The sequence below is a fragment of the Nostoc sp. 2RC genome (genome assembly GCF_014222165.1).
GTDB classification, from domain to species: Bacteria; Cyanobacteriota; Cyanobacteriia; order Cyanobacteriales; family Nostocaceae; genus Nostoc; species Nostoc linckia.
In genome coordinates, this window is sequence record NZ_JACKZU010000097.1 from 1 (window position 1) to 22,997 (window position 22,997).

General features: G+C 40.5%; 19 protein-coding genes. 5 read left to right on the forward strand and 14 right to left on the reverse strand.

Features of this window, described 5'->3' with window-relative positions; genetic code table 11:
• Positions 1–472: 472 nt before the first annotated feature.
• On the forward strand, positions 473–652 hold the full coding sequence (locus tag GNE10_RS13470; protein WP_185565611.1) for a hypothetical protein: 180 nt from the start codon (positions 473–475) through the stop codon (positions 650–652).
• Positions 653–678: 26 nt separating this feature from the next.
• On the opposite strand, the gene GNE10_RS13475 is transcribed toward GNE10_RS13470, so the two are convergent.
• From GNE10_RS13475 to GNE10_RS13490, 4 genes are all read right to left on the reverse strand, one after another.
• On the reverse strand, positions 679–1,101 hold the full coding sequence (locus GNE10_RS13475; RefSeq protein ID WP_099071714.1) for a response regulator: 423 nt from the start codon (positions 1,099–1,101) through the stop codon (positions 679–681).
• 435 nt (positions 1,102–1,536) lie between these two features.
• Positions 1,537–2,478, reverse strand: a complete 942-nt coding sequence (locus GNE10_RS13480; RefSeq protein WP_260446876.1) for an NF038130 family PEP-CTERM protein — start codon at positions 2,476–2,478, stop codon at positions 1,537–1,539.
• Between the two features lie 378 nt (positions 2,479–2,856).
• Positions 2,857–4,095 (reverse strand): LL-diaminopimelate aminotransferase, encoded by a 1,239-nt coding sequence (locus GNE10_RS13485; protein WP_185565613.1) that lies wholly within the window; start codon positions 4,093–4,095, stop codon positions 2,857–2,859.
• A 402-nt stretch (positions 4,096–4,497) separates the two neighbouring features.
• On the reverse strand, positions 4,498–4,833 hold the full coding sequence (locus GNE10_RS13490; RefSeq protein WP_099071699.1) for a co-chaperone YbbN: 336 nt from the start codon (positions 4,831–4,833) through the stop codon (positions 4,498–4,500).
• Positions 4,834–5,175: 342 nt separating this feature from the next.
• On the opposite strand from GNE10_RS13490, the gene ribD reads away from it, so the two are divergent.
• On the forward strand, positions 5,176–6,387 hold the full coding sequence (gene ribD, locus GNE10_RS13495) for a bifunctional diaminohydroxyphosphoribosylaminopyrimidine deaminase/5-amino-6-(5-phosphoribosylamino)uracil reductase RibD (protein WP_185565624.1): 1,212 nt from the start codon (positions 5,176–5,178) through the stop codon (positions 6,385–6,387).
• A 63-nt stretch (positions 6,388–6,450) separates the two neighbouring features.
• Here ribD and GNE10_RS13500 read toward each other — a convergent pair whose 3' ends face one another.
• Together GNE10_RS13500 and GNE10_RS13505 are read right to left on the reverse strand one after the other, a co-directional pair.
• The gene (locus GNE10_RS13500; RefSeq protein WP_099071701.1) at positions 6,451–6,669 is read right to left on the reverse strand and encodes a hypothetical protein; all 219 of its coding nucleotides are present in this window, start codon (positions 6,667–6,669) and stop codon (positions 6,451–6,453) included.
• Positions 6,670–7,049: 380 nt separating this feature from the next.
• Positions 7,050–8,861, reverse strand: coding sequence for a serine/threonine-protein kinase (locus GNE10_RS13505; protein WP_185565614.1), 1,812 nt, complete (start codon positions 8,859–8,861; stop codon positions 7,050–7,052).
• Between the two features lie 386 nt (positions 8,862–9,247).
• Here GNE10_RS13505 and GNE10_RS13510 point away from each other — a divergent pair, with 386 nt between their 5' ends.
• Positions 9,248–11,614: an ATP-binding cassette domain-containing protein gene (locus GNE10_RS13510; RefSeq protein ID WP_185565615.1), complete on the forward strand. Its 2,367-nt coding sequence runs from the start codon at positions 9,248–9,250 to the stop codon at positions 11,612–11,614.
• Positions 11,615–11,858: 244 nt separating this feature from the next.
• On the opposite strand, the gene GNE10_RS13515 is transcribed toward GNE10_RS13510, so the two are convergent.
• From GNE10_RS13515 to GNE10_RS13530, 4 genes are all read right to left on the reverse strand, one after another.
• Positions 11,859–13,550 (reverse strand): serine/threonine-protein kinase, encoded by a 1,692-nt coding sequence (locus tag GNE10_RS13515; protein ID WP_185565616.1) that lies wholly within the window; start codon positions 13,548–13,550, stop codon positions 11,859–11,861.
• 216 nt (positions 13,551–13,766) lie between these two features.
• Positions 13,767–13,934 carry a hypothetical protein gene (locus GNE10_RS13520; RefSeq protein WP_180267635.1) on the reverse strand — a complete coding sequence of 56 codons (168 nt, stop codon included), beginning with the start codon at positions 13,932–13,934 and terminating at the stop codon, positions 13,767–13,769.
• Positions 13,935–14,258: 324 nt separating this feature from the next.
• On the reverse strand, positions 14,259–14,996 hold the full coding sequence (locus GNE10_RS13525) for a Uma2 family endonuclease (RefSeq protein ID WP_185565617.1): 738 nt from the start codon (positions 14,994–14,996) through the stop codon (positions 14,259–14,261).
• A 206-nt stretch (positions 14,997–15,202) separates the two neighbouring features.
• Positions 15,203–15,976: an HAD family hydrolase gene (locus tag GNE10_RS13530; RefSeq protein WP_185565618.1), complete on the reverse strand. Its 774-nt coding sequence runs from the start codon at positions 15,974–15,976 to the stop codon at positions 15,203–15,205.
• A gap of 288 nt (positions 15,977–16,264) precedes the next feature.
• Here GNE10_RS13530 and GNE10_RS13535 point away from each other — a divergent pair, with 288 nt between their 5' ends.
• Complete coding sequence (locus GNE10_RS13535) at positions 16,265–17,068, forward strand: hypothetical protein (RefSeq protein ID WP_185565619.1); 804 nt, start codon at positions 16,265–16,267, stop codon at positions 17,066–17,068.
• Between the two features lie 59 nt (positions 17,069–17,127).
• On the opposite strand, the gene GNE10_RS13540 is transcribed toward GNE10_RS13535, so the two are convergent.
• From GNE10_RS13540 to GNE10_RS13555, 4 genes are all read right to left on the reverse strand, one after another.
• Positions 17,128–17,838 (reverse strand): DevA family ABC transporter ATP-binding protein, encoded by a 711-nt coding sequence (locus tag GNE10_RS13540; RefSeq protein WP_185565620.1) that lies wholly within the window; start codon positions 17,836–17,838, stop codon positions 17,128–17,130.
• A 103-nt stretch (positions 17,839–17,941) separates the two neighbouring features.
• Positions 17,942–19,096 carry an ABC transporter permease DevC gene (gene devC, locus GNE10_RS13545; RefSeq protein ID WP_185565621.1) on the reverse strand — a complete coding sequence of 385 codons (1,155 nt, stop codon included), beginning with the start codon at positions 19,094–19,096 and terminating at the stop codon, positions 17,942–17,944.
• A 149-nt stretch (positions 19,097–19,245) separates the two neighbouring features.
• Positions 19,246–20,670, reverse strand: a complete 1,425-nt coding sequence (locus GNE10_RS13550) for an HlyD family efflux transporter periplasmic adaptor subunit (protein ID WP_185565622.1) — start codon at positions 20,668–20,670, stop codon at positions 19,246–19,248.
• A gap of 1,118 nt (positions 20,671–21,788) precedes the next feature.
• Positions 21,789–22,538 carry a phycocyanobilin:ferredoxin oxidoreductase gene (locus tag GNE10_RS13555; protein WP_099072975.1) on the reverse strand — a complete coding sequence of 250 codons (750 nt, stop codon included), beginning with the start codon at positions 22,536–22,538 and terminating at the stop codon, positions 21,789–21,791.
• A 202-nt stretch (positions 22,539–22,740) separates the two neighbouring features.
• On the opposite strand from GNE10_RS13555, the gene GNE10_RS13560 reads away from it, so the two are divergent.
• Positions 22,741–22,968 carry a hypothetical protein gene (locus GNE10_RS13560; RefSeq protein ID WP_185565623.1) on the forward strand — a complete coding sequence of 76 codons (228 nt, stop codon included), beginning with the start codon at positions 22,741–22,743 and terminating at the stop codon, positions 22,966–22,968.
• The last annotated feature ends 29 nt before the right edge of the window (positions 22,969–22,997 follow it).

The following is a 22,997-nucleotide window of genomic DNA, read 5'->3' on the forward strand; positions in this document are numbered from 1 at the left end:
AAAGTATTTTATTTTTTTAATGATACTAATTTGATATCAGATATCGAAAATTATTTCGATAATTTAGCAAATTAGCAAGCTGTATCCCGCCTTGTTAGTCAACTCAACAAATGTTTTCATTCTCAATTTAAATCACTAAATTCATAGTTAGCGCTATCTATTTCAATGCACAAGACGCTGTTTGTATAGAACTCATATTTAGTTTTGGCAAAAACCAGTCAGCTATTTTACATTTAACTTGCACATTGACCAGAGGTTGGGCTTTCCTTGTTCAGTTCAATGAGGCTGTTCGCTCCTTGGGGGTGACGCAACCCACAGACGGCAAAATTAAATATATTAGGTTTATATATTTTTTATCAAATTCACTAATTTGTTGAAGTTTTAATATTAAGCGAATTAACGGATTTAGTAAGTTAAATTTATGCTTATTATTGAAAATATAAGTATTATGGTAATTACAGACAAATAAATTATGAATCTGCAAGACTTTGAAGCGCAGTACCGTGAGGCTATAGCTGAAACGCTTAATGAGCTGCAAGCAGCAGTGTTATTGCTAGCAGAAGTACAAAATAAAATTTCCAATATTGGCAATTCTGTACAAAATCTCAGTCAGCGTCTTGAAGAGTTCATCGCCGAGCAAAAAGGGGACTAAATTAAATATAGATATGGTAAAAAATCTTATCTATGACGAAAACTAAACTCTTCTTCAATTGTCCGGATCAGATCCTTGAGTTTTAGAGGTTTCACAAAATAATGACGCGCACCCAAACTCAAAGCTAGTTCTTGATCTGCTTTAAAAGCAAAGGCTGAAACTACAATAATAGGTATTTTTGCCAAATCAGGTTTTTGCTGGACTTGCTTTAAGAGAGAGTAACCGTCAACATCTGGCAATTTCAAGTCGAGTAACATTAAATGTGGCTGAAATTTTTCAATAGTTGAGAAAAAAGCAGAACCTTCTGATAGACTCTGGACATCGTAACCACAATAAGTTAAGTAGTCACTGAGTAACATTCTATTAAGATAGTGGTCTTCGACTAACAAAATTCTTCTAGCTTGATTTAAACCGAGTTGGTGATTTATGTTCAGTAATTGTGCTGTCATTGCCATCTATCATCATTTTAAGTTACAAGTCAATTATTGCCAGATGAATTGTGAGATCGGCAGAAATGTTCAGTTATATGAGGTAATCAAAAATTATAATATACTATTTTTAGGTATACTGGTATAATTAAATCATATTATGTAAAAATCAAAAATTAATAAAAAATTAAGCTTTTTTACAGAATTGATGCAACTAACTGTATTCAACAATTTGCTTAGGGGCTAAATACCTAAATAAAGTAGTTTTATAGGATTCATATTTGCTTTCTGGGAAGCTAGGTACATTTTTATTCCTTTTTACCTGTTAAAAGTCTCTACGAGTAGTTCTGCGAATCAAACCGGATTTCTACAATCTAGATGTTGTTGATAAAGAAATATTCATAAAAAAGGGAGCTAATAGCTCCCTAATTATTTTGTAAACTTACATTTACTATCTTAAATAGATGCTTTTTTTTGTTGGCGTCGGGTAGTAAAGATACCAGCAACACCCAGCAAACCAAGTATTACTGATGGTTCTGGAACAGCTGTGGGAGGTACACCTTGAATGCTAACTTCGTAATTACCACTGTGAGATTTGCCATCAGCGCCTATTCCTGTACTGTTAGTTAGTCCACTTGCGGTAGCAGAGAAACTATACAGAAAATCGGTCTTGCCATTGTACGTAACTTTCACGACTTCACTGGCTTGGAATCCATTTTTGAGAAAATTACCCAAGCTTCCCAATAAAGGAGCATAGTATTCTTTTAAATTGTAGTGACCTGCTAAGCCAATTTTGATTTCGCCCGTGGTATCGTTTTGGCTAACGTAAGAGATATTGGGGTCGCTAGAGCGTTGGAAACCATTGATATTGAAAAATGTGTTAAAGGCTTGCTGGCGTAGAAGTGAGCTAGGGGTAAAACTTGGTAGACCCAGTGCCGATTTAATTGCAGATTCATTAGCAGCTAGACCAGCTGCATTATAAAATTGGTTAAACCAAGAATTTGCAAAGTTCTGTGCGCCATAGCTTGTACTCAATCCTGAACCAGTACTAAACCAATCTGTTGCTGTCAGACTGCTTAGGATAATACTTTGACCACCAATTTGTCCGCTCAAGGTGGTATTTTTGCTGAAATCAAAACCAGACTGCTCAGTGGTGGCTCGTAGTTCTACATTTCCAGTGGGGTTTGCAGCAGAGCCATCCAGAACTTTCTGGACGTTTGTTTGAGTATTTGGTACAAGTACAGTACTGTTACCCGATACATCATAGACTAAATAGTCACTTGCTGCCGTTCCGCCTATGGTAGCGCCAGTCAACGTCCCAGCTTGTGCTGGTACAGTGGCAACAGCGCTCACACCAATAGCCATCGATGCACCAATCACAAGTTTCTGAAAAGTCATCTTCATTTTTTTTAGTCTCCGTTAGTTTAGAAGTTAAGGTTTAAACTACTGCTATTTCTAGGCTTGGACTGTCTTGGCTACAGGCTTTGTGGCAATACTGCTGCTTAGGGACACAATTGTATTGTTAGCCGTTTCTGGTAGCTGAACATACAAACCCAGTTTAAGAAACGGAGAGACTTGATTGGGTGAAGTTCGTGTTGATTATCGGTAAAATGATGACGAATATTTTTCTAAAAACTTATGTATAGTTACTTAATTGGTTAAAAAAGTTTAGTGTCATCAAATACGTAAAAATTTTGGTTTTAATTTTAGTATATATACGTAAAAACTGGGTAGCACAGCACAAGTGTACTACCCCATCTAAAAAATGCTTAGCATTCAGTTTGAATTTAAGAACTTAGCCATTCTTTCCACAGCAGTTTCTAGCAAAGATGGCTCATGCACTAAAGCAAAGCGGACATATCCTTCGCCGGATTTACCAAAACCTGCACCTGGAGAAGCAGCGACGCCAGTTTGTTTGACTAGTTGAGTGCAAAATTCTATGGAGTTTTGGCTCCAAGGTGAAGGTAACTTTGCCCAGATGTACATTGTGGCCTGGGGAGTGGGAACATTCCAGCCAATGCGGTGTAAAGCAGTAATGAAAGCATCACGGCGCTGCTGGAACGTAGCAACAGCAGTTTTAACCCCAGCTTGAGGGCCAGTCAAGGCAGCGATCGCCCCATTTAAAATTCCCCGATACTGGTTAAAATCAACAGCAGCTTTTACTTGGCGTAACGCATTGATTAATTGGGCATTGCCAATGGCGTAGCCAATACGGAAGCCGCCCATATTGTAGGACTTAGAAAGGGTAAAAAATTCAATTGAAACGCTTTTTTGTGGATCAGCTTGCAAGATAGAAGGGACTAGGGATTGTGGATTTTGGATTTTGGATTTTGAATTGGGAAGGTTTTTCTCCCAGTCGCCAGTCTGTTCAAATACCAAATCCACGTAGGGGAAATCGTGAACCAAGGCGAGATTGTGTTGCTGACAGAAGGCCACAGCTTCTTGGAAGAAAGATAAAGGAGCGATGGCAGCTGTGGGATTGTGGGGATAACTTAACACCATCATCCGGGACTGAGCCAGGACTGGGGCGGGAATATCAGCAAACACTGGTAAAAAACCGTTTTCTTCCCTAAGTGGCATTGGGTAGATTTGCCCACTTGCGAGATAGACTCCTCCAGCATGGGAAGGGTAACCAGGATCGAGCAACAGGGCAAAATCTCCAGGATTGAGCAATGCTAAGGGTAAATGGGCGGTACCTTCTTGAGAACCAATTAAGGGTAGCACCTCAGTTTGCGGATCGACTTTGATGCCAAATTTTTGTTCGTACCAGTTGGCTGCGGCTTCCCGAAAGCCTTGAGTACCATTAAATAATAGATAGCCGTGGGTGGTGCAATCGTGAAGAGATTGGGCGATGGCCTCAATAACATGTGCCTCGGCTGGTAAATCAGAAGACCCCAAAGACAAATCAATTAGCTGGACTCCAGCAGCCAAAGCAAGTGCTTTGGCTCTATCCATATCCGCAAATACATTGGATTGTAGGGGTTGTAAACGTTTTGCAAACTGTATATTAGTCATTGGTCATTAGTCATTGGTCATTAGTCATTGGTCATTGGTCATTGGTCATTAGTCATTAGTCATTGGTCATTATTTATTTGTCTGTTGTTACAAAGTTCTGTATCTATCTATCTATTGATGGAGAGTTGTTAGGGACTTCCAATTAAAAAAATATTTCATAGAAGACTGTTCACTGTTGACGGTTCACAGTTAACAGTCAACAGTCAACGGTCAACACTTTAACGGAAATAATTTATTTTTTGGAGTTTCCTTACTGGCTTGCTTCCCCGTAATGATAGGAGATAGGAAAATAGACGCTCGCGTAACACGGCGAATTTTTACCCTATCAGAGGAAACTTGATAAGAGGCTTTATACTTTGTCATTAGTCCAAGGACAAATGACCAATGACTATTGACTAATGACTAATTAGTATCTAAATGCTTGGCTAAAAGGCTGAGTAATTTTTCTTTCCCGATAACTCCCTCTGTGGATTCTAGTAGTTTTTCTCCTTGAATCAGCCTGAGGGCGGGGACTCCTTCCACTTGGTACTGTTTAACTGTGAGTGGGTTGGGGTCAATTTCCATTTTAACGACTTTGAGGCGATCGCTATAAGCACTGGCAGCTGAGTTAATCATGGGGGACATTAATTGACAAGGCCCACACCAAGAAGCCCAAAAGTAAACTAATACAGGCTGCTCGGCTTTTAACACTTGGGTTTCAAAATCAGCATCAGTTACGGTGATTACAGCCTTACTCATTGCAGTCTCCATCAGGTGGCGATCTAAGTTGGCACACACAATACTCTATCCCAAACTGAGTCCTGAGTCACCGAAGTTGTGATTTAGATAACCCTAAAATTTTCAAATTATTGCCTAGTGTCGAGAAAATAGTACAAATCTTTGTAGGAGCGTGTCTCATTCAAATGAGAATTGTTATAGATTCAAGCTAAAGTGAAATGTAAATATTACAGGCTGATGCAAGTTAAGACAGCCAAATAGCGCCTGGATATAACTCTGTTTAATTATCAGGAGCAAAGCGCGATTCTCTTGCCAAGAGTCTGCGCCCATGTGTGCAGAATACTAACAGTGTTGCCTAAAATTATGGATAATTTCCCAGTGGTCGTTCAAGCGGATGCATCCCTACCCAATTACTCTCAGGAAAATACATTTCTCATGCGGCCTAACACCGATGGGGATTCACCGCCGAAGGAAAAAGTAGGAACCGACTTTGACTCTCGCATGATGCAGCGGTGTTTGGAACTTGCTCGCCGTGCTTTGGGGCGTACTTCACCAAATCCGCTAGTGGGAGCGGTGATTGTTAAAGATGGCGAGATTGTCGGGGAAGGATTTCATCCTCGTGCAGGTGAGCCTCATGCAGAAGTGTTTGCCTTGAAAGCAGCAGGAGTTCGGGCCCAAGGCGCAACAATCTATGTCAGTCTTGAACCTTGCAATCACTACGGACGTACTCCCCCTTGTTCGGAAGCCTTGGTTAAAGCAGGGGTGGCAAAGGTGGTGGTGGGTATGGTCGATCCTAATCCACTGGTGGCTGGAGGAGGTATTGCTCGCTTACGTGCTGCTGGGATTGAGGTGTTGGTGGGAGTAGAACAAGAGGCTTGTCGTCAGCTAAATGAAGGTTTTGTTCATCGCATTCTCTACAAACGACCGTTGGGAATTTTAAAATATGCCATGACTTTAGATGGCAAAATTGCTACTACCTCTGGTCACAGTGCTTGGGTAACAAGCCAAGATTCGCGCACTGAGGTACATCAGTTGCGGGCGGCTTGTGATGCTGTAATTGTTGGTGGTAATACAGTACGACTGGATAATCCTTATTTAACTAGCCATCAAGTGGGGGTACATAATCCCTTGCGGGTGGTCATGAGTCGCCGTCTTAACTTACCGGAAAATGCCCATCTGTGGCAAACTGCGGATGCACCTACTTTAGTGTTGACAGAGGAAGGTGCTAACCCTGATTTTCAACAACTGTTGTTTAAACAAGGGGTGGAGGTAGTGGAACTAACATCGCTTACACCAGATCGAGCAATGGCGTACTTATATGAACGGGGTTTTTGTAGTGTTTTGTGGGAGTGTGGTAGTACTTTAGCTGCGAGTGCGATCGCTCAAGGAGCAGTGCAAAAAGTCTTAGCGTTTATTGCCCCAAAAATCATTGGAGGTAGCATTGCTCCCACGCCCGTCGGCGATTTAGGTTTTACTACTATGACTCAGGCACTATCTTTGGAACGCATTCGTTGGCGGGTAATAGGCTCAGACTGTTTAGTGGAAGGTTATTTTCCCCAAACAAGTCGAGCTTAAAAAAAGTCTGAATTCTGAATTCTAAGTTCTGAATTCTGAATTCTAAATTTAATGATTTTGCTTTTATCCACACTGACGTTCGTGAGCAATATCACGTATGAGTGCTAGCCGGGATTGAATGTAGTGGCTGAGAAAATCAGTTTCGTGGGAATTTAACAAAATTTGCGTTGCTGTTTGTTTCACCAACCACTGCACCAAGCTAGCATCATCAAGTTGTAAGAGGATCTTAGCTTGGGCGGTTTCAACCACAGACCAAAGCTGACGCATAATTGTAGGAGTCATCAGACCTCAAAAGAATCATTAGCTTAGCTGTTTTCAGATTACACAATTTCGATCGCAATTTACGACATGAATGTGGAACCTGAGACAAGTATTATTAAAAACTTAATAATGGTATTTATAACTTTATGATGATTCAGAATTAAAAAGAGTTATGGAGCATCGGGCATCGGGTATTGGGCATGGGGTATGGGCTATGGGAAAAATAGAATTTTATGAGTTTATTTCCAAAATATCGAAGCCAAATTTACTAATCTTAAAAATCTAGTTTTTGTGCTTAGGGAGACTGAAATTGTGCGGATTTTAGCTCAAAAAACTGGTGTTTTTAACTGTGATGTTGAATACTGTATCTGTGTTGTGAGATACAAAAATTTTATTGGAAATCAACATTTTTTACCTGTAGACGGATTTACAAAATCATGTAAATCTTCATCCCAAATACTAATGTAAATAAAATTACATTCTTGGCGAATAATCTGGCCCTTGACTGAACCATTTTTGAAACTAAAATTGTCGGACTGGCCTTGCTGTACCTGTCTTAGTCCCTGTTTGATATCTTCAGTGGCTTGCCCATTCAAGAGTTGATTGAGAGTAGACTGCATTAGCTGTGGTTCTACGGTATCAGCAAAAGATACCTCAGTTTGACGCAGGACTTGAGAATTGCGATCGAATAAGTAGCCAAGGTCTATTTTGTTTGGTACGAGTTTGTAAACAACAGCACGGGTATTACCCCAAGCACCCCTTAAATCTCTTGTTGGTTTGCCGAGGGCAGATTCGACAACATTTCTGGATGTGCCTGTGGGAAATGCCGGAACTTGTTGTTTCTTGGCAGTTGCAGCTAATTTACTGAGGGGCTTTTTCTGCGGTGTGGAAGGTACTTCTGGTGTGGACAGCGGAACTTGATTCTCCGGTTCTGGCTGTGGTGTTGGAGTTTGTGTAAATACAGGTTCGTTGTCTGGTTGTGGCGTGGATACAACTGGCGGATTAAAAGCTGGTATTTCGGGAGTTATTTGTGGTTGTGGTGGTGGAGTGGGTACTACTGGCACTGGAGAAGGTCGGGAAGAAATGGGTGGATTGGTAAATGTAGGAGTGGGCTGAGATTCTGGAGAGGAAGTAGGACTGGTGGCTATGTTTGTCTGTAGTTGTTGCTGGCGAGTCATGCCAAAAATTGCAACTGCACCAATTAAGCCGCCTATGAGCAAACTACCAAAAATCACAGCAGGTTTTTGCCAGTTTCCAGCCTGAGAAGATCCGTGAGTAATTGGAGTTTTTGGGGGAGAAAATAAGGGCTGGGTTTGTCGAGTTGACGTATGAGGGGGAGATAAGCTGAGTGTGTTAGCAGTTGTTGGTGGCTTTGGAGAAATGTCACTAGAAGACCGCAATGCGTATAACATTTTACTAGCAGTACTGTAGCGATCGCCTGCATGAGGCTTAATTGTCTGATTGAGTACCGCAGCCAATTGGGCAGAGACGTGAGGCGCTTGCTGCTGCCAAAGGATTTCGCCTGTTTGCAAATCGGTTTGTAGTTCTTGCGGGTGTTTGCCAGTTAGCAGATAAACAGCCGTCAAACCCAAGCTGTAGATATCAGTGGCATAAACTGGACGCCCAACTGCTTGTTCGCTAGGCATATAACCAGGCGTACCAATAACGAGCGATCGCGTGGGGTATCCTGGAGTAGCCACCACGGAACGAATGGTTTCTTTGACTGCACCAAAATCAATCAACACTGGTTTGCCATCAACAGAACGGATAATGATGTTCTCTGGTTTGATATCCCGGTGAATAATACCTTTGCTGTGGACATAATCTAAAACTGGCAGCAGACTCAACAGGATTTCTCGAACAACAGTTTCACTCTCAAATCCCTTGGCTTCAATAATTTTTGTCAGAGTTTGTCCGTGAATCCATTCTTGGACGAGGTAAAACTGCCCATTCTCAGAAAAATAAGCATAAAGTTTGGGAATTTGGTTACAACTTTCACCCAAATACTCTAAGGTTGCTGCTTCTCTTTTAAACCGTTCTTGGATTATTTGGTAGGTTTGGGGGTCATTATTGGTTATCGGTTTGAGTTGCTTAATTACGCAGCGACGCCGAGAAGGCATGTGAGTATCTTCTGCGAGTAAAGTTTCGCCAAACCCACCAGCACCAATTACCTGGATAACTTGATAGCGATTGTTTAGCAGCGTTGTTGTCATGAAAACTTACCAGCGTGCGCCTCTTATCAATGTACCTTAGATATTTTCCTTATTTTTGGCTTCACCTGCTATTTCTCATGACAATATTCTCTTAAGAAACATGGGTGTGGGGGCAATACAGTTCGGTTAAAGGGGAAGGGGGAAAGGGGGAAAGGGTAAAGGGTAAAGGTTTCAAATACATTTTTTACCCCTTAACTTTTTCCCAGACCATAAGGGAAGTTCATACTGTTTATCGGAACCGTATTGGATGTGGGGGTGTAGGAGACAAAGAAGTGTGTAAAAGGAAATAGGGACTTGCCTTGTGTTTGTTGGTAACGGGTGATGTGGCTTTAGTACATCTGCTCTGGAAAATCCATAATTAAACATTTTGAAATCAACTTAAGTTTATGAGTGTAGGCAAAAATATTACAAGTGTAAATTCTTATTTAAAACTAGAAAATAAAGGAATAATTTTATACTTTGAACTCAAGGAGCAACAACACATATTAGGACGCGATCGCGCTTTTGCTGATTTGGTTGTCCCTGTAGATTGGCAACTTGTAGGCAGATATCAAGCCCTTTTACGAAAAGATGGCGAAGACTATCGCATTTATGACGGAAATGGTGAAAAACCTAGTACCAATGGGCTTTATATCAATGAGACTCGCATCACTCCAGAATCCGGCTATAGCCTGAAAAACGGCACGGAAATCCGCATCGGTCAAAACTCTCAAGACCAAATAGTACTTACATACTATAATCCAACCCAGACTTCAACGAACAATAAGCAGCAATTACAAAGAATTTCTCTGAAAAATCGGTCGATTTTACTCGGTCGCGATGTCAATGCTACTTTACCTCTAGAAGCCCCTACTGTTTCTCGCCGTCACGCCACAATTGATACGGACGCTCAAGGGCGTTATATTCTGCGTGACTATAGTACAAATGGTGTTTTTGTCAATGGGCAAAAAGTCAATGGTACTGCTGTATTGTCAGCAGGAGCAACAATTCGCATCGGCCCATTTACACTGGTGTTGCGTGGCGATGAGTTACAAATACTCGATCGCGGAAATAAAATTCGCTTGGATGCTTGCAATCTTGTAATCCAAGATCGAGACAAGCGGCGATTGGATGATATTTCTATACCCATTGAACCCGGACAGTTTGTCGCCTTGGTGGGGGGAAGTGGTGCTGGGAAGTCAACTTTGATGAGGACGCTATTGGGAGTCGAACAAACAACCCAAGGTGTAGTTTATTTAAATGGTGAAAATTTGCGGAACAATTTCAACATGTACCGCACCCACATTGGTTATGTACCCCAAGACGATATTATTCACCAAGAACTCACCGTGTCTGAAGTTCTTACCTACGCCGCCAAGCTGCGACTACCACCAGATATTAATGTCACTCAGGTGGTGGAAAAGACTTTACAAGATGTAGAAATGTCCCATCGTCGGGATGCTAAGGTGTCTCAACTAAGTGGAGGACAGCGAAAGCGGGTAAGCATTGGGGTGGAATTACTAGCCGATCCGAAGTTGTTTTTCTTGGATGAACCAACTTCTGGACTCGATCCTGGATTGGATAAAAAAATGATGCAGCTGTTACGCAAATTAGCCGATGAGGGACGCACGGTTATTTTAGTAACTCATGCAACGACGAATATTAAATTGTGCGATCGCGTTGTCTTTCTCGGTAGAGGAGGAAAGCTATGTTATTTTGGCCCTCCTGATGAATGTTTACGGTTTTTTGCTGTTAAAGATGACTTTGCTGATATTTATAATCAGCTAGAAAAACCAGAAAACATCATCGACCAAGCTAACAAATTCCGACAATCAGATGATTATCGCCGCTATATTGAAAATCGTCTTAATTCTGGTACTCAATTACGAGAATCAGATATTGTTAATAATCACAGTCATGGCATTTCTTTTGGGGAACAATTGAAGATTTTGACCCAACGTTACTTTCAAATTCAAAAGCGCGATCGCATCAACTTGACTTTAGCACTTTTAACAGCACCAATCAGTATTAGTTTAATGACATTTGCCATCCGCAATCAAGACCCTTTAGTATTAGGAGAACAACCAGATCCGGCTCTTGCACCTTTAGCTTTGCGGGTGTTATTTGTCTTTACTTGTGCTGCATTATGGGTAGGACTTTCTAGTTCATTACAAGAAATTGTCAAAGAATCAGCAATTTACCTACGAGAACGGCTGGTAAATTTGGGTTTATTTGCTTATCTTACTTCTAAAGTGGCAATTCTTTCAATTTTAGCAGGATTACAAACACTGTTAATGGCAACGGTGATTTTTCTCTTTTTTAAATCACCAGAACCAGAATTAATTTCCTGGCCATTGGGATTAATTATTACTACATTTTTGACACTTGTAACTAGTTTCAGTCTGGGTTTATTGGTGTCAGCTTTCGTCAAAAATACTAGTCAAGCCAATAGTGCTTTACCTTTGTTGTTACTTCCTCAATTTATCTTTTCTGGCGTTTTATTCAAAATGGAAGGTATTGCCAGTAAATTATCTTGGTTAATGCTCAGCCGTTGGTCAGTGGGAGCTTACGGTGCTTTAGTTAATCTTAATCAACTGGTTCCCGAACCGATTAAATTACCTGATGGCAGTACAGTTACCCAACCATTTGAACCAACGCCTGTTTATGAAGCAACATGGTCTAATTTAAGTTTAAATTGGAGTATTTTATGTCTGCACGCATTTATTTATTTAGCAATAACGTTTTATTTGCAAAAGCGAAAAGATATTTTTTGAAGGAGAATTCAGGAGTCAGAATTCAGGAGTCAGGAGTCAGAATTCAGGAGTCAGGAGTCAGAATTCAGGAGTTAGGAGTCAGAATTGAGAATTCAGGAGTTAGAATTCAGAATTCAGGAGTTAGGAGTTTGGAGTTTGGAGTTAGGATTTAGGAGTCAGAATTCAGAATAAAAAAGTTGCTGGCTAATATTGGGGGATTTCCAGTTGTTTGTAATTAATTTGGAATTCTTTATCAAATGCGATTTTATTTAGCGCCAGTTATAACCCATCTACTATTTCCTTGATCCCATAACAGCGAAAAAATTACAGAACTAGGTGATTGTTTGCCGTTTTTCAGAAAGTATCTCAATTGAGCATTAACCGTGGCTGTTTCGGAATTATTTTCTATTAAATTCACTTGTTCAACATCTACGCTTTCTACTTGTCCTCCCCACCAATCAATATAAGAAAGATAACCTTTGGGATGGAGGCGTTGATTATTTTGATAACTGGGAGATAGCTGATTCCAGGCTTGTTGATATTCCCCATTGTTAATAGTTTCGTAATAATTTTCCACTGCTTGTTCTGCTGAGGGTCGATTAATTTGTTGTTGTGTGGAGTTAAATTGTTGAACGGGTGACGTAGTTTGTTGCACGACTGGAGAATCAACTGGTTCTTGAACTGACGGTGTAGTTTGTTGGACAACTGGAGAATCGACAGGATCTTGAGAATTTAATGATGGTGAAACGCTTGGTTTGTTATTGCTATTTGTTGAAAGTTCAGCCGATGACGGTGTAGATTCAGCTATTGGTTGATTTGATTTATTGACAGCAAAACCAATAACTATAGAACCACCAATTAAACCACCAGCAATTAAACTACCGAGAAGGATTCCTTTGTGTCCATTGTTTTGGCTACTATTTTGATTGGGAGGTTGGCTACTATAACCTGGACTAACAGCAACTGTATTTTGTTGTGTTGCAGGAGGTTGTACGTTGGCTACTGGTGGTTGGTTGTAAGGTACTGTTGGCGTTGCTGGTGGTTGGTTGTAAGGTACTGTTGGCGCTACTGGCGGTTGATTATAAGGTACTGTTGGCGCTACTGGTGGTTGGTTGTAAGGTACTGTTGGTGCTGCTGAACCAAATAGCAAAGCGTCTAACATTTCTCTGGCTGTAGCAAAACGATCGCGTGGATGGTAGGCGATCGCTCGATCTATCACTCCTGCTAATGTAGGACTAATACTCAAGGCATGTCTGTGCCAAATAATTTCTCCAGTGCGTGAATCTGTTTCTAATTCTTGTGGTTGTTTTCCCGTGAGAAGATAAATTGCTGTGATTCCCAAACTGTATAAATCACTCGAATAAAGTGGTCTACCTGCGGCTTGTTCGCTTGGCATATATCCCGGCGTACCAATCACAATGGAACTGGTCGGTAAGCCTTGGGAATTCACCACTGTTCCCATTGATTCGCGGACAGCACCGAAATCAATCAGCACTGCTTTATGGTCTCGATGACGCAAAATAATATTATCTGGTTTGATATCTCGATGGACAATCCGCTGATTGTGTACTTGTTCTAGTACTGGTAATAAATTTATTAATATTTCTCTAACGGCGCTTTCACTTAATAAGCCTTGTTGTTGTACTTTCGCTGTTAAGGTATCGCCTTCTATCCACTCTTGAACCAAGTAAAATTGTCCATCTGATTGAAAGTAAGCATACAAAGTAGGAATTTGGTTACTTGTGCCACCCAAATCTTCTAAAATTGCTGCTTCCCGTTGGAATCTTTCTTGCACTAATTGATAAATTTGCGGGTTGTTGTGAATTGGTCTTAGCTGTTTAATTACACAACGGCGGTTAGAAGGCATTTGAGTATCTTCGGCGAGGAAAGTTTCACCAAACCCACCGCTTCCTAAAGTGCGAATCACTCGATAGCGATCGTTTAACAGTATTTGCATAAATTAACACTACTAACTATAAGGGTGTTTTGTGGTATTGTTTTATCTACTTTAGTTTGTATCGGATATTTTTTGTAAAAATGAGAAAATAGCGCTGGCCACTCAATAAGTTGGCAAGCGCTATGCTGTTATTCATGAAAATATTGCTATTTTGAGCTTTTTTAAGTGCGATCGCCACACCGTTGTGATACCTTAATTCACCAGCAAAAGATATTTCTATTGTCGGTCTTCTCGATCCTTTGGTTTGGATCTTTGTTGATACTGTTCAACCTGTTGGTTGATAGTGTCTTTGACTTTTCGCTCAGTAGCGTCCATTGCAGAATATTTAAAGCGGTTGAATATGCTACTGAATAAGTTACTAAAGAATCTCTCAATTTCTTGCATGATTTTATCCCTCAATAATTAAAGGTAAATTGTTGGCTCTATACATAGCAACAGCCAATCTAGTTAGGAAATTAACAGATGATAAAACTTATTTGATTTTGGTTTGCACTTTTTGATAAAAGTTATAAATCCAACGCTAATAGCAATTTGAAAAATAATTGTGACAGACGAATTAACAAAAGCGTTAGATATCCATTTATTGTAATATGCCTAAAGTAATAAATTTGACTTGATAATAATTCGTAATTCGTAATTTGTAATTCGTAATACTTGCGTGCGGGGATAAGTAAGTAACACAATTTCAATTCAAAGTATAAAAAATTACTATATAGTGTCAGGGTCTATGTTGAGCGATCGCAATTTTGCCTTTAACTGTTCTATTTCTAATTGTGCTTGTTCTGCACGTTGACGTTCTTGTTCTGCGCGTTGGCTTTCTTGTTCTGCGCGTTCTTCTGCCTGTTGTCTTGCTATAACTTCCTGCCGTAAAGCTTCTACCAATTCATCGGCGATGAGTAATTTTTCCCCTGTATCTTCTCGATAAAAGGCAATTATCTTTCCTTCGATGGCTAAACGCAGCTGTAGGGGTTCGCTGCGTCCATCTTCTATTGGTTCGTAGACTTCTCCCCGCAGCCGATAGCCACGTAACTGTTGTTCTACCCACTCGCTTTTTGGGTCAAACAACCAGTATTCTTTAACACCTAACTGCTCATACAAAGTCTTTTTGAAGATTTCGTCGTGTCCTTTAGTACTAAAGGATGTCATTTCAAAAATTACTGTTGGTACTTGGCCTTCTTCCCAAATTTTATAGTTATCGCGACCACCTGGCGCAACATCAAAAATTACCATCACATCTGGTGCTACCCGTAATTTGGGAAAGCCTTGTGCATAGTAAAGAAATTGATTTGCTAATACTGTTGCTTGACGGTTTGCTAAATACTGTTTGAGTACTTCTAAGGTAGTTAATAAAGCATAAAGGTGGTCGTAGGTTTCTGCCACTGGTTGACCATCAGCACTAGGGTAAAAGATTTCTGATTTGACATTAACAGGTAGAGTAGCCGTCACGTCGCTTTGCTCCGAATTTAAAATTCATCCATTCAAAATTCAAAATTACGCATGATGTGGATTAGCTAAAACCCTTGATTTATCGTTGTAGACACTAGCAATTACAACGTCTCTATAGGGCGCACTTGCTTTGTATGCCTTTGTGTTTGGGTGATGATTGTAAGATTGCTGCTACAAGATTATTTTAGAGCAAGTTCTGATTTTCCTTAATTAGGGATTTGGAAGCTTTGCAAAATGTAATTAGTTAACTCACAAAATCCATCACCTTCGGCAGCAGTGGTAACATAAACAGGCTGATGTTGCAATTTATCTGCATATTCCAGCACATTTGCCACGCCTACAGAAATAGGAAAATAACGGCGATCGAATAAACTTTCATCATTGGGACTATCGCCTACGGTGACAATTTGTTCTGGTGAATAATCAGGCAAATATTCGCGTAATACTTGCAACAATCCTACAGCTTTATCTTGTCCTTGGGGTTTAATGTGACACTGGACGTTACTGTAAGTAAACCCCCAACCCATTTGTTGACACAGATGATTTATGGTTTGGATTTCGTCTTGACTCAAAGTAGCTACATCAAAAGTCCAATCTGTGACACGAAAGCGATTATCAACAGATTCCTGGATTTGGGGAAATTGAGTTTGTAACTTTTCAAAAGTTGTAGCCAAGTGCTGGCGATGCTTAGCTAAATCGAGAATGGGTGTTAAGACTACTGGTTTCTGATTTCCTGGTGGAAAGTACAAACCGCCATTTTCTGCCATAGCACCTGCTACAGGCATCAAACTACTTAATCCACTCACCCACCCAGCAGAACGTCCGGTGACAATCAGTACCTTAATGTTAGCTGCTGCTAAATCTTCCAAAGCTTGCAGCAGTGCAGGAGTAAACTTTCCTCGTTTTGTCAGAGTGCCATCCATATCTGTGGCGATGAGACGAATATTACTCAAAGCGGTGAGGCTCAAATTTTTTGGCATAAGGGGTTGGGAGTGTTGACTGTTGACTGTTAACTGTTGACTGAGGGGTTAAGAATTACACATAAACGCTAAAAACCTTGATTTATCGTTGTGGAGACGTTGCAATTGTGGAGACGTTGCAGTGCAACGTCTCTACAGGGCGCACAATCTTTGATATTTCGTTGATTTTCCCCAGTTTCTAGTCATCAGTCCCCAGTACTTTGTAAAAAATATTAATCATACAGCAAGATGAACTGAAAAATTTGGGAATCCTAAACATTAGGAGTCAAGTTTTTCAGTTTTCCAACCATGCCTACTTCGATGTTTCTTGCCCAATCCTCTGGGACAAAAACTAAAAAGGCATCCCAAGAAGTGCCAGCAAATAATCCTCAAATACCACCGTTCTTGGTGCTAACCTCTGGAGGACTGGCTTTAGTGGTGATTGCTTTGATTGTGTATAGTAAAATCCAGATGAATAAACTGGAGAAAAAAATTAAGTTTGAACAATTCCGCGCGCGAGAATTAGAAAAAAAATTTAAGCTGGCTTTGGAAACAATTCGCAAAATGGAAACGAATCCCGATTTGGTGAATTCACGGGATTTTAACTTAGATTATTTGCGAATGCGGATGTCAGAGGAAGTATTTCACTTTGCGATTCTCAATCAAGTAAAGATTAAGGTGAAAGATAAAATTTCTCAAGCGCTGCGTCCAAATCAAGCCCAACAAGGATCGGTGGGAATTGCTAACAGCGCCGGTCGGCAAGTGGATGAAATTTTTGATGTAGAGTATGAAACTGGTACTCCACCGAACTCTGCTAAACGCGTATTGTTTCGGATTCAAGTCCGGTTAATGAAGTTACCAACGCAAGCAACTTCCGCAACTATTAGCCAAATTATTGATTGTATAGAAACTTATTTAAGTCCGATGGAAGATGAAGATAGTTGGCAACCAACAATTCAAGGTCGGATTGCTACAATGCATTGGGATCAAAAAGCTAAGCCTACGCCTTTACTGGTATTGGAGCAATCAAATGAAGGCGTGAATGTAACGTTTCGTACCAGTCGCCAACCAGTCGCCCCGACTCCACCAAACCAACCTGGAACGAAAAGATAAGGCTTGGCTAAACAATAATTATGTTTGTCATTTGTCATTTGTCACTAGTGACATCAAAATTAAGACTGAATTACTGTATTTGAAGAATTACGAGTTAACAGGCCATCTTCCATTTGTATGATGCGATCGGCGATGTCTAAAATACGATTGTCGTGTGTGACTAACAAAATAGTAGTACCTTGATTTTTAGCTAAGCTCTGCATGATTTCTACGACATCGCGTCCTGATTGTTTATCTAATGCTGCTGTTGGTTCATCTGCTAGCACTAGGGGAGGACGATTAACTAGGGCGCGGGCGATGGCAATTCTTTGTTTTTGTCCGCCAGAAAGATTATCTGGGTAATAATTAACTCTTTCTTCTAAACCAACAGCCCGCAGCATCATTTCTGATTTAGCCATTGCTTCTGCTTGAGAAATGCGATCGCTTAATTCTACTGCCATTTGGACGTTTTGTTTGGCAGTTAAGAACCCCAGCAAATTGTGAGCTTGGAAAATATAACCAATATTACGCCGCATCTGCACCAGTTTGTTTTGATTGACACCAAATACTTCTTCACCTAAAAATTTCAAACTTCCCTCTTGTACAGACCGCAAACCACCAATTAAGCTTAGTAATGTGGTTTTTCCGGAACCTGATGGCCCAGTCATGATGACAATTTCGCCAGGATAAATTTCTAGGTTAATGTCAAATAAAATCTGTTTTCTCAGTGCGCCTTTGCCGTAGTAATGATTGAGATTTTTAATGGCAATTACAGGTTCTTGTTTATTCATAAATTTGTTAGTTATGATTTAACACTTCCACTACAGAACTGTTTGTAATAAACTGGCGGATAAATTGATTCTGAATTCTGAATTTTGAGTTCTGTATTCTTCTTCAAAATATATCTGCTGGGTCAGCAGAACGTAATTTTCGGACTGCGATCGCACCGGACACAAAACACATAATTATGGTCAAAATCAACACGGTTGTGGCGCGATCGAAACTCATAAATACTGGTAAAAGCGTTGCTTCTCTGGCTCGTTGATACATTAACAAAGCAAAAACAAATCCGGGTAAATATCCTAAAACTGCTAGCATAAAAGCCTCTTGCAGAATCACTGTCAATAAATAATTATGTGTATATCCTATGGCTTTGAGGGTGGCGTACTCAGATAAATGATCTGAAACTTCTGTATACAGAATTTGATAAACAATTACAGTGCCAACAATAAAACCCATGATAGTGCCTAGCGTGAAAATAAATCCGATCGCTGTACTACTCGCCCAATAATTTCGCTCAAAATCAATAAATTCTTGTTTAGTTAGAACGTTTATTTCTTTAGGTATATACTTTCTTAAATCCTCAGCAACAGCGTTGGCATTTGCTCCTGGTTTTAATCTAATTAATCCAATATCAATTAATCCTTTCTGACGAGTACTGAATATCCGCAGAAAGTTAACATCGCTGGTAATTAAGTTACCGTCTGCACCAAATGATGCACCTAAAGTAAACATGCCTACTACTTTAATTCGCCGCCTTCTTACTTCGGCAGTGACGGTTTTTCCTTGGTCATAATCAGCAGCAATTGGCCCATATTCAACTCTAGAAGAACGGTCAAATAAAACTACATCTGGTAGTTTAAGTTTTTCTAAATTTTCTTCAACTCCAGGCAAATTCACCAAATTAATTTCTGGATTCATGCCAAATATCAAGATGCTACGAGGGCGACCCGTGACAGGATTTTTCCAGGTTGTATAATCTAAATATATGGGATGTACTGATTGTACTGTTGGTAACTCTAAAGCTTTATATAATCGTCTTTGAGAAAAGCTCCTCATTGCCAAAACAGCACTAGATTGACTGTTAATTAAAACAAGATCGCCCTGCAAACTGTTATGGAATCGAACGTTACTATAATACAAAGCATCTCGAAATCCGAGTTGCATAAACATCAAAATATCAGCAAAAGCGATTCCTGCCAAAGCCACAGCTAGGCGAGTCTTTTCTCTTGTTAGTTGTAGCCACGACAAAGGGATTTTTTTATTCATTATTAAAGATTAATTTCTGAGGAATTAGACCATTTTGAATTTTAGATACTTCGACAGTTTCAGTAAAAGTTTGGGATTTTGGATTGATAATTGCTGCCGGGATTAAAGATTGTATAAATACATCGATTGCAATCATTTACCAAGTAGTATTACTGATTAATTTCTACAAGAACTTTCGCATAAGTTAAGCCAGAAACTTTCAAACTGTCTTCTGGAGACAAAGCAATTTTCACTTCTATGACTCTGGCATCCACATCTGCGGCTGGATCTGTATTTAGCACATCTTTTTTGCCAATTTTTCTGCCAATTTCAGTGACAGTTCCTTTGAATTCTTCGCTAAATGCTCCGTTATCGCTGGTGATGCTAGCGTTTTGACCGAGACGTATTTTGCTAATACTATCTTCAGGGACTTCAGCAACTACAAACATTTGATTTGTTTGTCCAATTTCAGCAATGCCATTTGCACCTATGGCTTCACCAGACTTGGTGTAAACCTTTAAAATTTCTCCAGCAATTGGCGCTTGAACGTAGCTTAATTTTAGTTCTGCTTCGGCTTTTCTGACATTAGCGATCGCATTACTAACTTGAGCTAAAGCCACTTGCACATCAGTGGGACTAACCTCCAAAAGCCTACTCAATTTGGCTTGTTCTTCGTCGATTTGCCTTTGCAAAGTTGCTACAGTTTTATCACGGTTAACTTTGGCTTCAATTAACTGCTGTTGCAAAGTTGCTAAATTTTGTATTTGAGTAGCTCTGGCTTCAGCTAGTTGCTGTCTGAGAGTTGCCAATGTCTGCTTGAGAGTAGCTTGACTTTCAGCAACCTGCTGATTAGCTGTAATTGCACTCAAACGTCTTCTATCCCGTTCCTGCTGAGAAATTGCACCTTCTTTGTATAAAAACTCATAGCGTCCAGCATCCACTTGAGCATTACGCTGTTCGGCTTGGATACGGGCCAGGGTTGCTCTGAGAGCTTCTCTTTGTCCGCTAAGTTCTGCTTCTAGCCGATTCACAGTTGCTTGTTGGACGAGTTTTTCTCCACTTAACTGAGCTGCAATTCGAGCAATTGTCGCTTGCTGAGCGTTCTTTTCCCCAACTAACTGCGCTTGTAGGCGACCAATAACCGATCTTTGAGCTTGAATATCTCGCGGAGATCCGGCCCTGACTTGTGCTAAATTTGCACGGGCTTCTTGGACTTTAGCTTTTGCTTCTTCTAGTGCGGCTATTTGAGTATCGCGGTTGTCCAAAATTGCCACAATTTGGCCTTGTCTGACTTTTTCACCTTCTTTCACTAAAAGCTGCTGAACTCGTGAGGATGGCGCTAATCCTGAGGATGGCGCAGACAATTTAATCACTTCACCTCGCGGTTCCAAACGTCCCACAGCACTAACAGTATTGCTAGATGGCATTACCGGTGCAGAGACATTGAGTTTTTTCAGCTGCTCGATTTTAGCTGTACCTAGCACCCCAGCAGCAATTACTATTGGTACTGCTACAGCAATACCCCACCAAATCTTAGGTTGTTCGGGATTAAATGTTTGCTCAGTTGGCTTTGGCTTCTCGGTCACCCTTGACATAGTATGTTGCCCGTTTATCTGAATTGTGCTGATGCGAGTAAAAAAGGGTTTTTAATCAATTGCCAGCCGTTTATACCAATTTAAAAGACTAGATATCACAAGGTTTTGAGCGTGTATATCTATCACGTTCTTTTTTCAAATTAGTATTAGGACAAACAACGGGTATGGCTTAAAATCCACGCGATATACACTCAACACTCACACTAAAGCTTTGTAAAAAAAACGATGCACTCTTGTAGCTGGCTATTTGAAAAAGAATCCAGAATTCAGAATTCAGAATTCAGAATTCAAATTAATTAATGGGGCATTCAGATATAGAAACGCGAGATATTACGTCTCTATTAAAAATCCAAAACTACTATGATGCGGTACTTTGCAACCGCAATGAGAAACTAGTTCACATTAACTAATCAGTGAACTTTACTAACTATTTACTGATAAAAGAACTCTCCGACTCAGGAATCATAAGTCAGAATAGTTGGGAAATCAAATGTTGTATACCTGCTTGATTTAGTGCAAATTATCAAGCTTGGGCATTCAAGCATCATTGATTCTGAATTCTGAATTCTAAATTCTTATACTTAATCAGCGGAGGCTACAGTTATTGACAAAATTCAAAAACAAAATCAAAAATCATTTGTTTCAAAGACCTGATACCAATTCTCAAAAATTTTGCTACACATTATTCTCCGCGTCACTGTGTCACTGTGTCCCCGCGTCATTATCTGTAACCTAGTTAAAGTTAATTGGTCTTAATTAATTTCCCTGCTCTATTTTGGGACTCCATCAAACTCTCGTTGAATGAATTCTACATTTATCAGTTATCGGAAAACGTAACAGAACCTACAGATGCGGGAATAAGGGCATGGGGTATGGGGAAAGGGGAAAGGGAAAAGGGAAAGGGGGAAAGGTTAAAGAAGTTGTTCGTCTGAAGTACAGTTTTGTAACGGGGATTTAGACCCCGCAAACACATACTTGCGGCTTGATAGAAGCCGGGGACTTAAACCCGCCGAAGTTTGTTAAATTCATCCCTTTCCCCTTTACCCTTTACCCTTTACCCTTTACCCTTTACCCTTTCCCCTTTCCCCTTTCCCCTACCTCTTCATCTCCCTTGCCGCCTATTTAGCAATCTCCTGTGGAAGGTCAAATAGAACTGTGGTCATATAATGTTCTGCCCAAGCTGGGCCGAAGGCTTTTTCTAGGACGCGACGGGTTTTGTCGTTTTGCTGCTGTTTAGTGCAGTAGTTGTGTTGTCCGGCGAGGTTTTGGGTGACTTGTTCTACTGGAACTGGACTAGAGGCGATCGCTTGGGTACAATGAATGTCTAAAAAGTCTTTGACGCGAGAGAGAAACATTGTTTCTTCTTCTGGGGAAATGGGACGCACAAAGATGCAAAAATCTGAGAAAATATTTCCCCATTCTGGTAATTCCCGCGGTTGGGAAAAGTTAAGCACTGTTAGCTGGCTAAGGGCAGCAGTATAAGATTCTGGTAAGGCGCGTTCTAATTGTACGGGAGAAAGGTCTGCGATCGCCGCACTAATTTGACCTCTACCACCCACTAAATCACAACCAAACATCGGCAGGTTGTACTCTGGACGGGGAAACATGACGCAATGCAAAATATCGAGCATACTCCCGACTTTTGCCAGTTCTAAGTGCATTTTCCGGAACTGGGGGGTTTGATAGCAACGGTTCTCAATGGTCAGTTTTTCCCCTTCTAGTCTACCTTCCACATACCCCAACTCAGCTGGCAAATGGTAGGGCGATAGATCCAGATGCTGATGCCAAGCTGCCTCAATACAATCAGCTAGCTGACGAATTAGGGGATGTTGTTGCTCGCGCAGCGAGGGCATAGAAGTAAATGACATATTCTAGTTGGAGAATTGCGGTCTAGTAGCCAGTCTACAACTTGCCGTGCCTCACAGTCATAGCTTGCAATATTAAGCAAACACTTACACTAGCCAACGTAAAGTTATAAGACAGTTGCTTTTCACAAGTATTATTTATTTTGTAGTGTAAGTTACAGAAATAATTTTATATTAGCCCATAAGTTCAGGCTGAGGCGAAGATATGAAACTAGATTCTCATAGACCAGATGTTGCTGTCCAAGCAAGAAGGCGGAATCTGCAAGGTTTACAGCAGTTAAGAGTTTCTGGTTGGGTGAAGCTTTTGGAACTTCCCAATCCTTGGAGTTTTGACGAAGCACTTTTATTGTGTCCAGTTTCCAAAGATGAATGGCTAGCTTGGATTCCAGATCATGGAGAGGCGGTACTGAATATCAGACAATTTAGTTATTAGGCATAGGGCACGGGGCATGGGGCGTGGGG

Excerpts from the sequence above, each read along its gene's own strand:
- GNE10_RS13485 (WP_185565613.1), bottom strand. The coding sequence starts at position 4,095 with ATGACTAATATACAGTTTGCAAAACGTTTACAACCCCTACAATCCAAT.
- GNE10_RS13510 (WP_185565615.1), top strand. The coding sequence starts at position 9,248 with ATGAGTGTAGGCAAAAATATTACAAGTGTAAATTCTTATTTAAAACTA.
- GNE10_RS13515 (WP_185565616.1), bottom strand. The coding sequence starts at position 13,550 with ATGCAAATACTGTTAAACGATCGCTATCGAGTGATTCGCACTTTAGGA.
- devC (WP_185565621.1), bottom strand. The coding sequence starts at position 19,096 with ATGAATAAAAAAATCCCTTTGTCGTGGCTACAACTAACAAGAGAAAAG.
- GNE10_RS13535 (WP_185565619.1), top strand. The coding sequence starts at position 16,265 with ATGCCTACTTCGATGTTTCTTGCCCAATCCTCTGGGACAAAAACTAAA.
- ribD (WP_185565624.1), top strand. The coding sequence starts at position 5,176 with ATGGATAATTTCCCAGTGGTCGTTCAAGCGGATGCATCCCTACCCAAT.
- GNE10_RS13530 (WP_185565618.1), bottom strand. The coding sequence starts at position 15,976 with ATGCCAAAAAATTTGAGCCTCACCGCTTTGAGTAATATTCGTCTCATC.
- GNE10_RS13480 (WP_260446876.1), bottom strand. The coding sequence starts at position 2,478 with ATGACTTTTCAGAAACTTGTGATTGGTGCATCGATGGCTATTGGTGTG.
- GNE10_RS13500 (WP_099071701.1), bottom strand. The coding sequence starts at position 6,669 with ATGACTCCTACAATTATGCGTCAGCTTTGGTCTGTGGTTGAAACCGCC.
- GNE10_RS13475 (WP_099071714.1), bottom strand. The coding sequence starts at position 1,101 with ATGACAGCACAATTACTGAACATAAATCACCAACTCGGTTTAAATCAA.
- GNE10_RS13550 (WP_185565622.1), bottom strand. The coding sequence starts at position 20,670 with ATGTCAAGGGTGACCGAGAAGCCAAAGCCAACTGAGCAAACATTTAAT.
- GNE10_RS13555 (WP_099072975.1), bottom strand. The coding sequence starts at position 22,538 with ATGTCATTTACTTCTATGCCCTCGCTGCGCGAGCAACAACATCCCCTA.
- GNE10_RS13470 (WP_185565611.1), top strand. The coding sequence starts at position 473 with ATGAATCTGCAAGACTTTGAAGCGCAGTACCGTGAGGCTATAGCTGAA.
- GNE10_RS13520 (WP_180267635.1), bottom strand. The coding sequence starts at position 13,934 with ATGCAAGAAATTGAGAGATTCTTTAGTAACTTATTCAGTAGCATATTC.
- GNE10_RS13560 (WP_185565623.1), top strand. The coding sequence starts at position 22,741 with ATGAAACTAGATTCTCATAGACCAGATGTTGCTGTCCAAGCAAGAAGG.
- GNE10_RS13505 (WP_185565614.1), bottom strand. The coding sequence starts at position 8,861 with ATGACAACAACGCTGCTAAACAATCGCTATCAAGTTATCCAGGTAATT.
- GNE10_RS13490 (WP_099071699.1), bottom strand. The coding sequence starts at position 4,833 with ATGAGTAAGGCTGTAATCACCGTAACTGATGCTGATTTTGAAACCCAA.
- GNE10_RS13540 (WP_185565620.1), bottom strand. The coding sequence starts at position 17,838 with ATGAATAAACAAGAACCTGTAATTGCCATTAAAAATCTCAATCATTAC.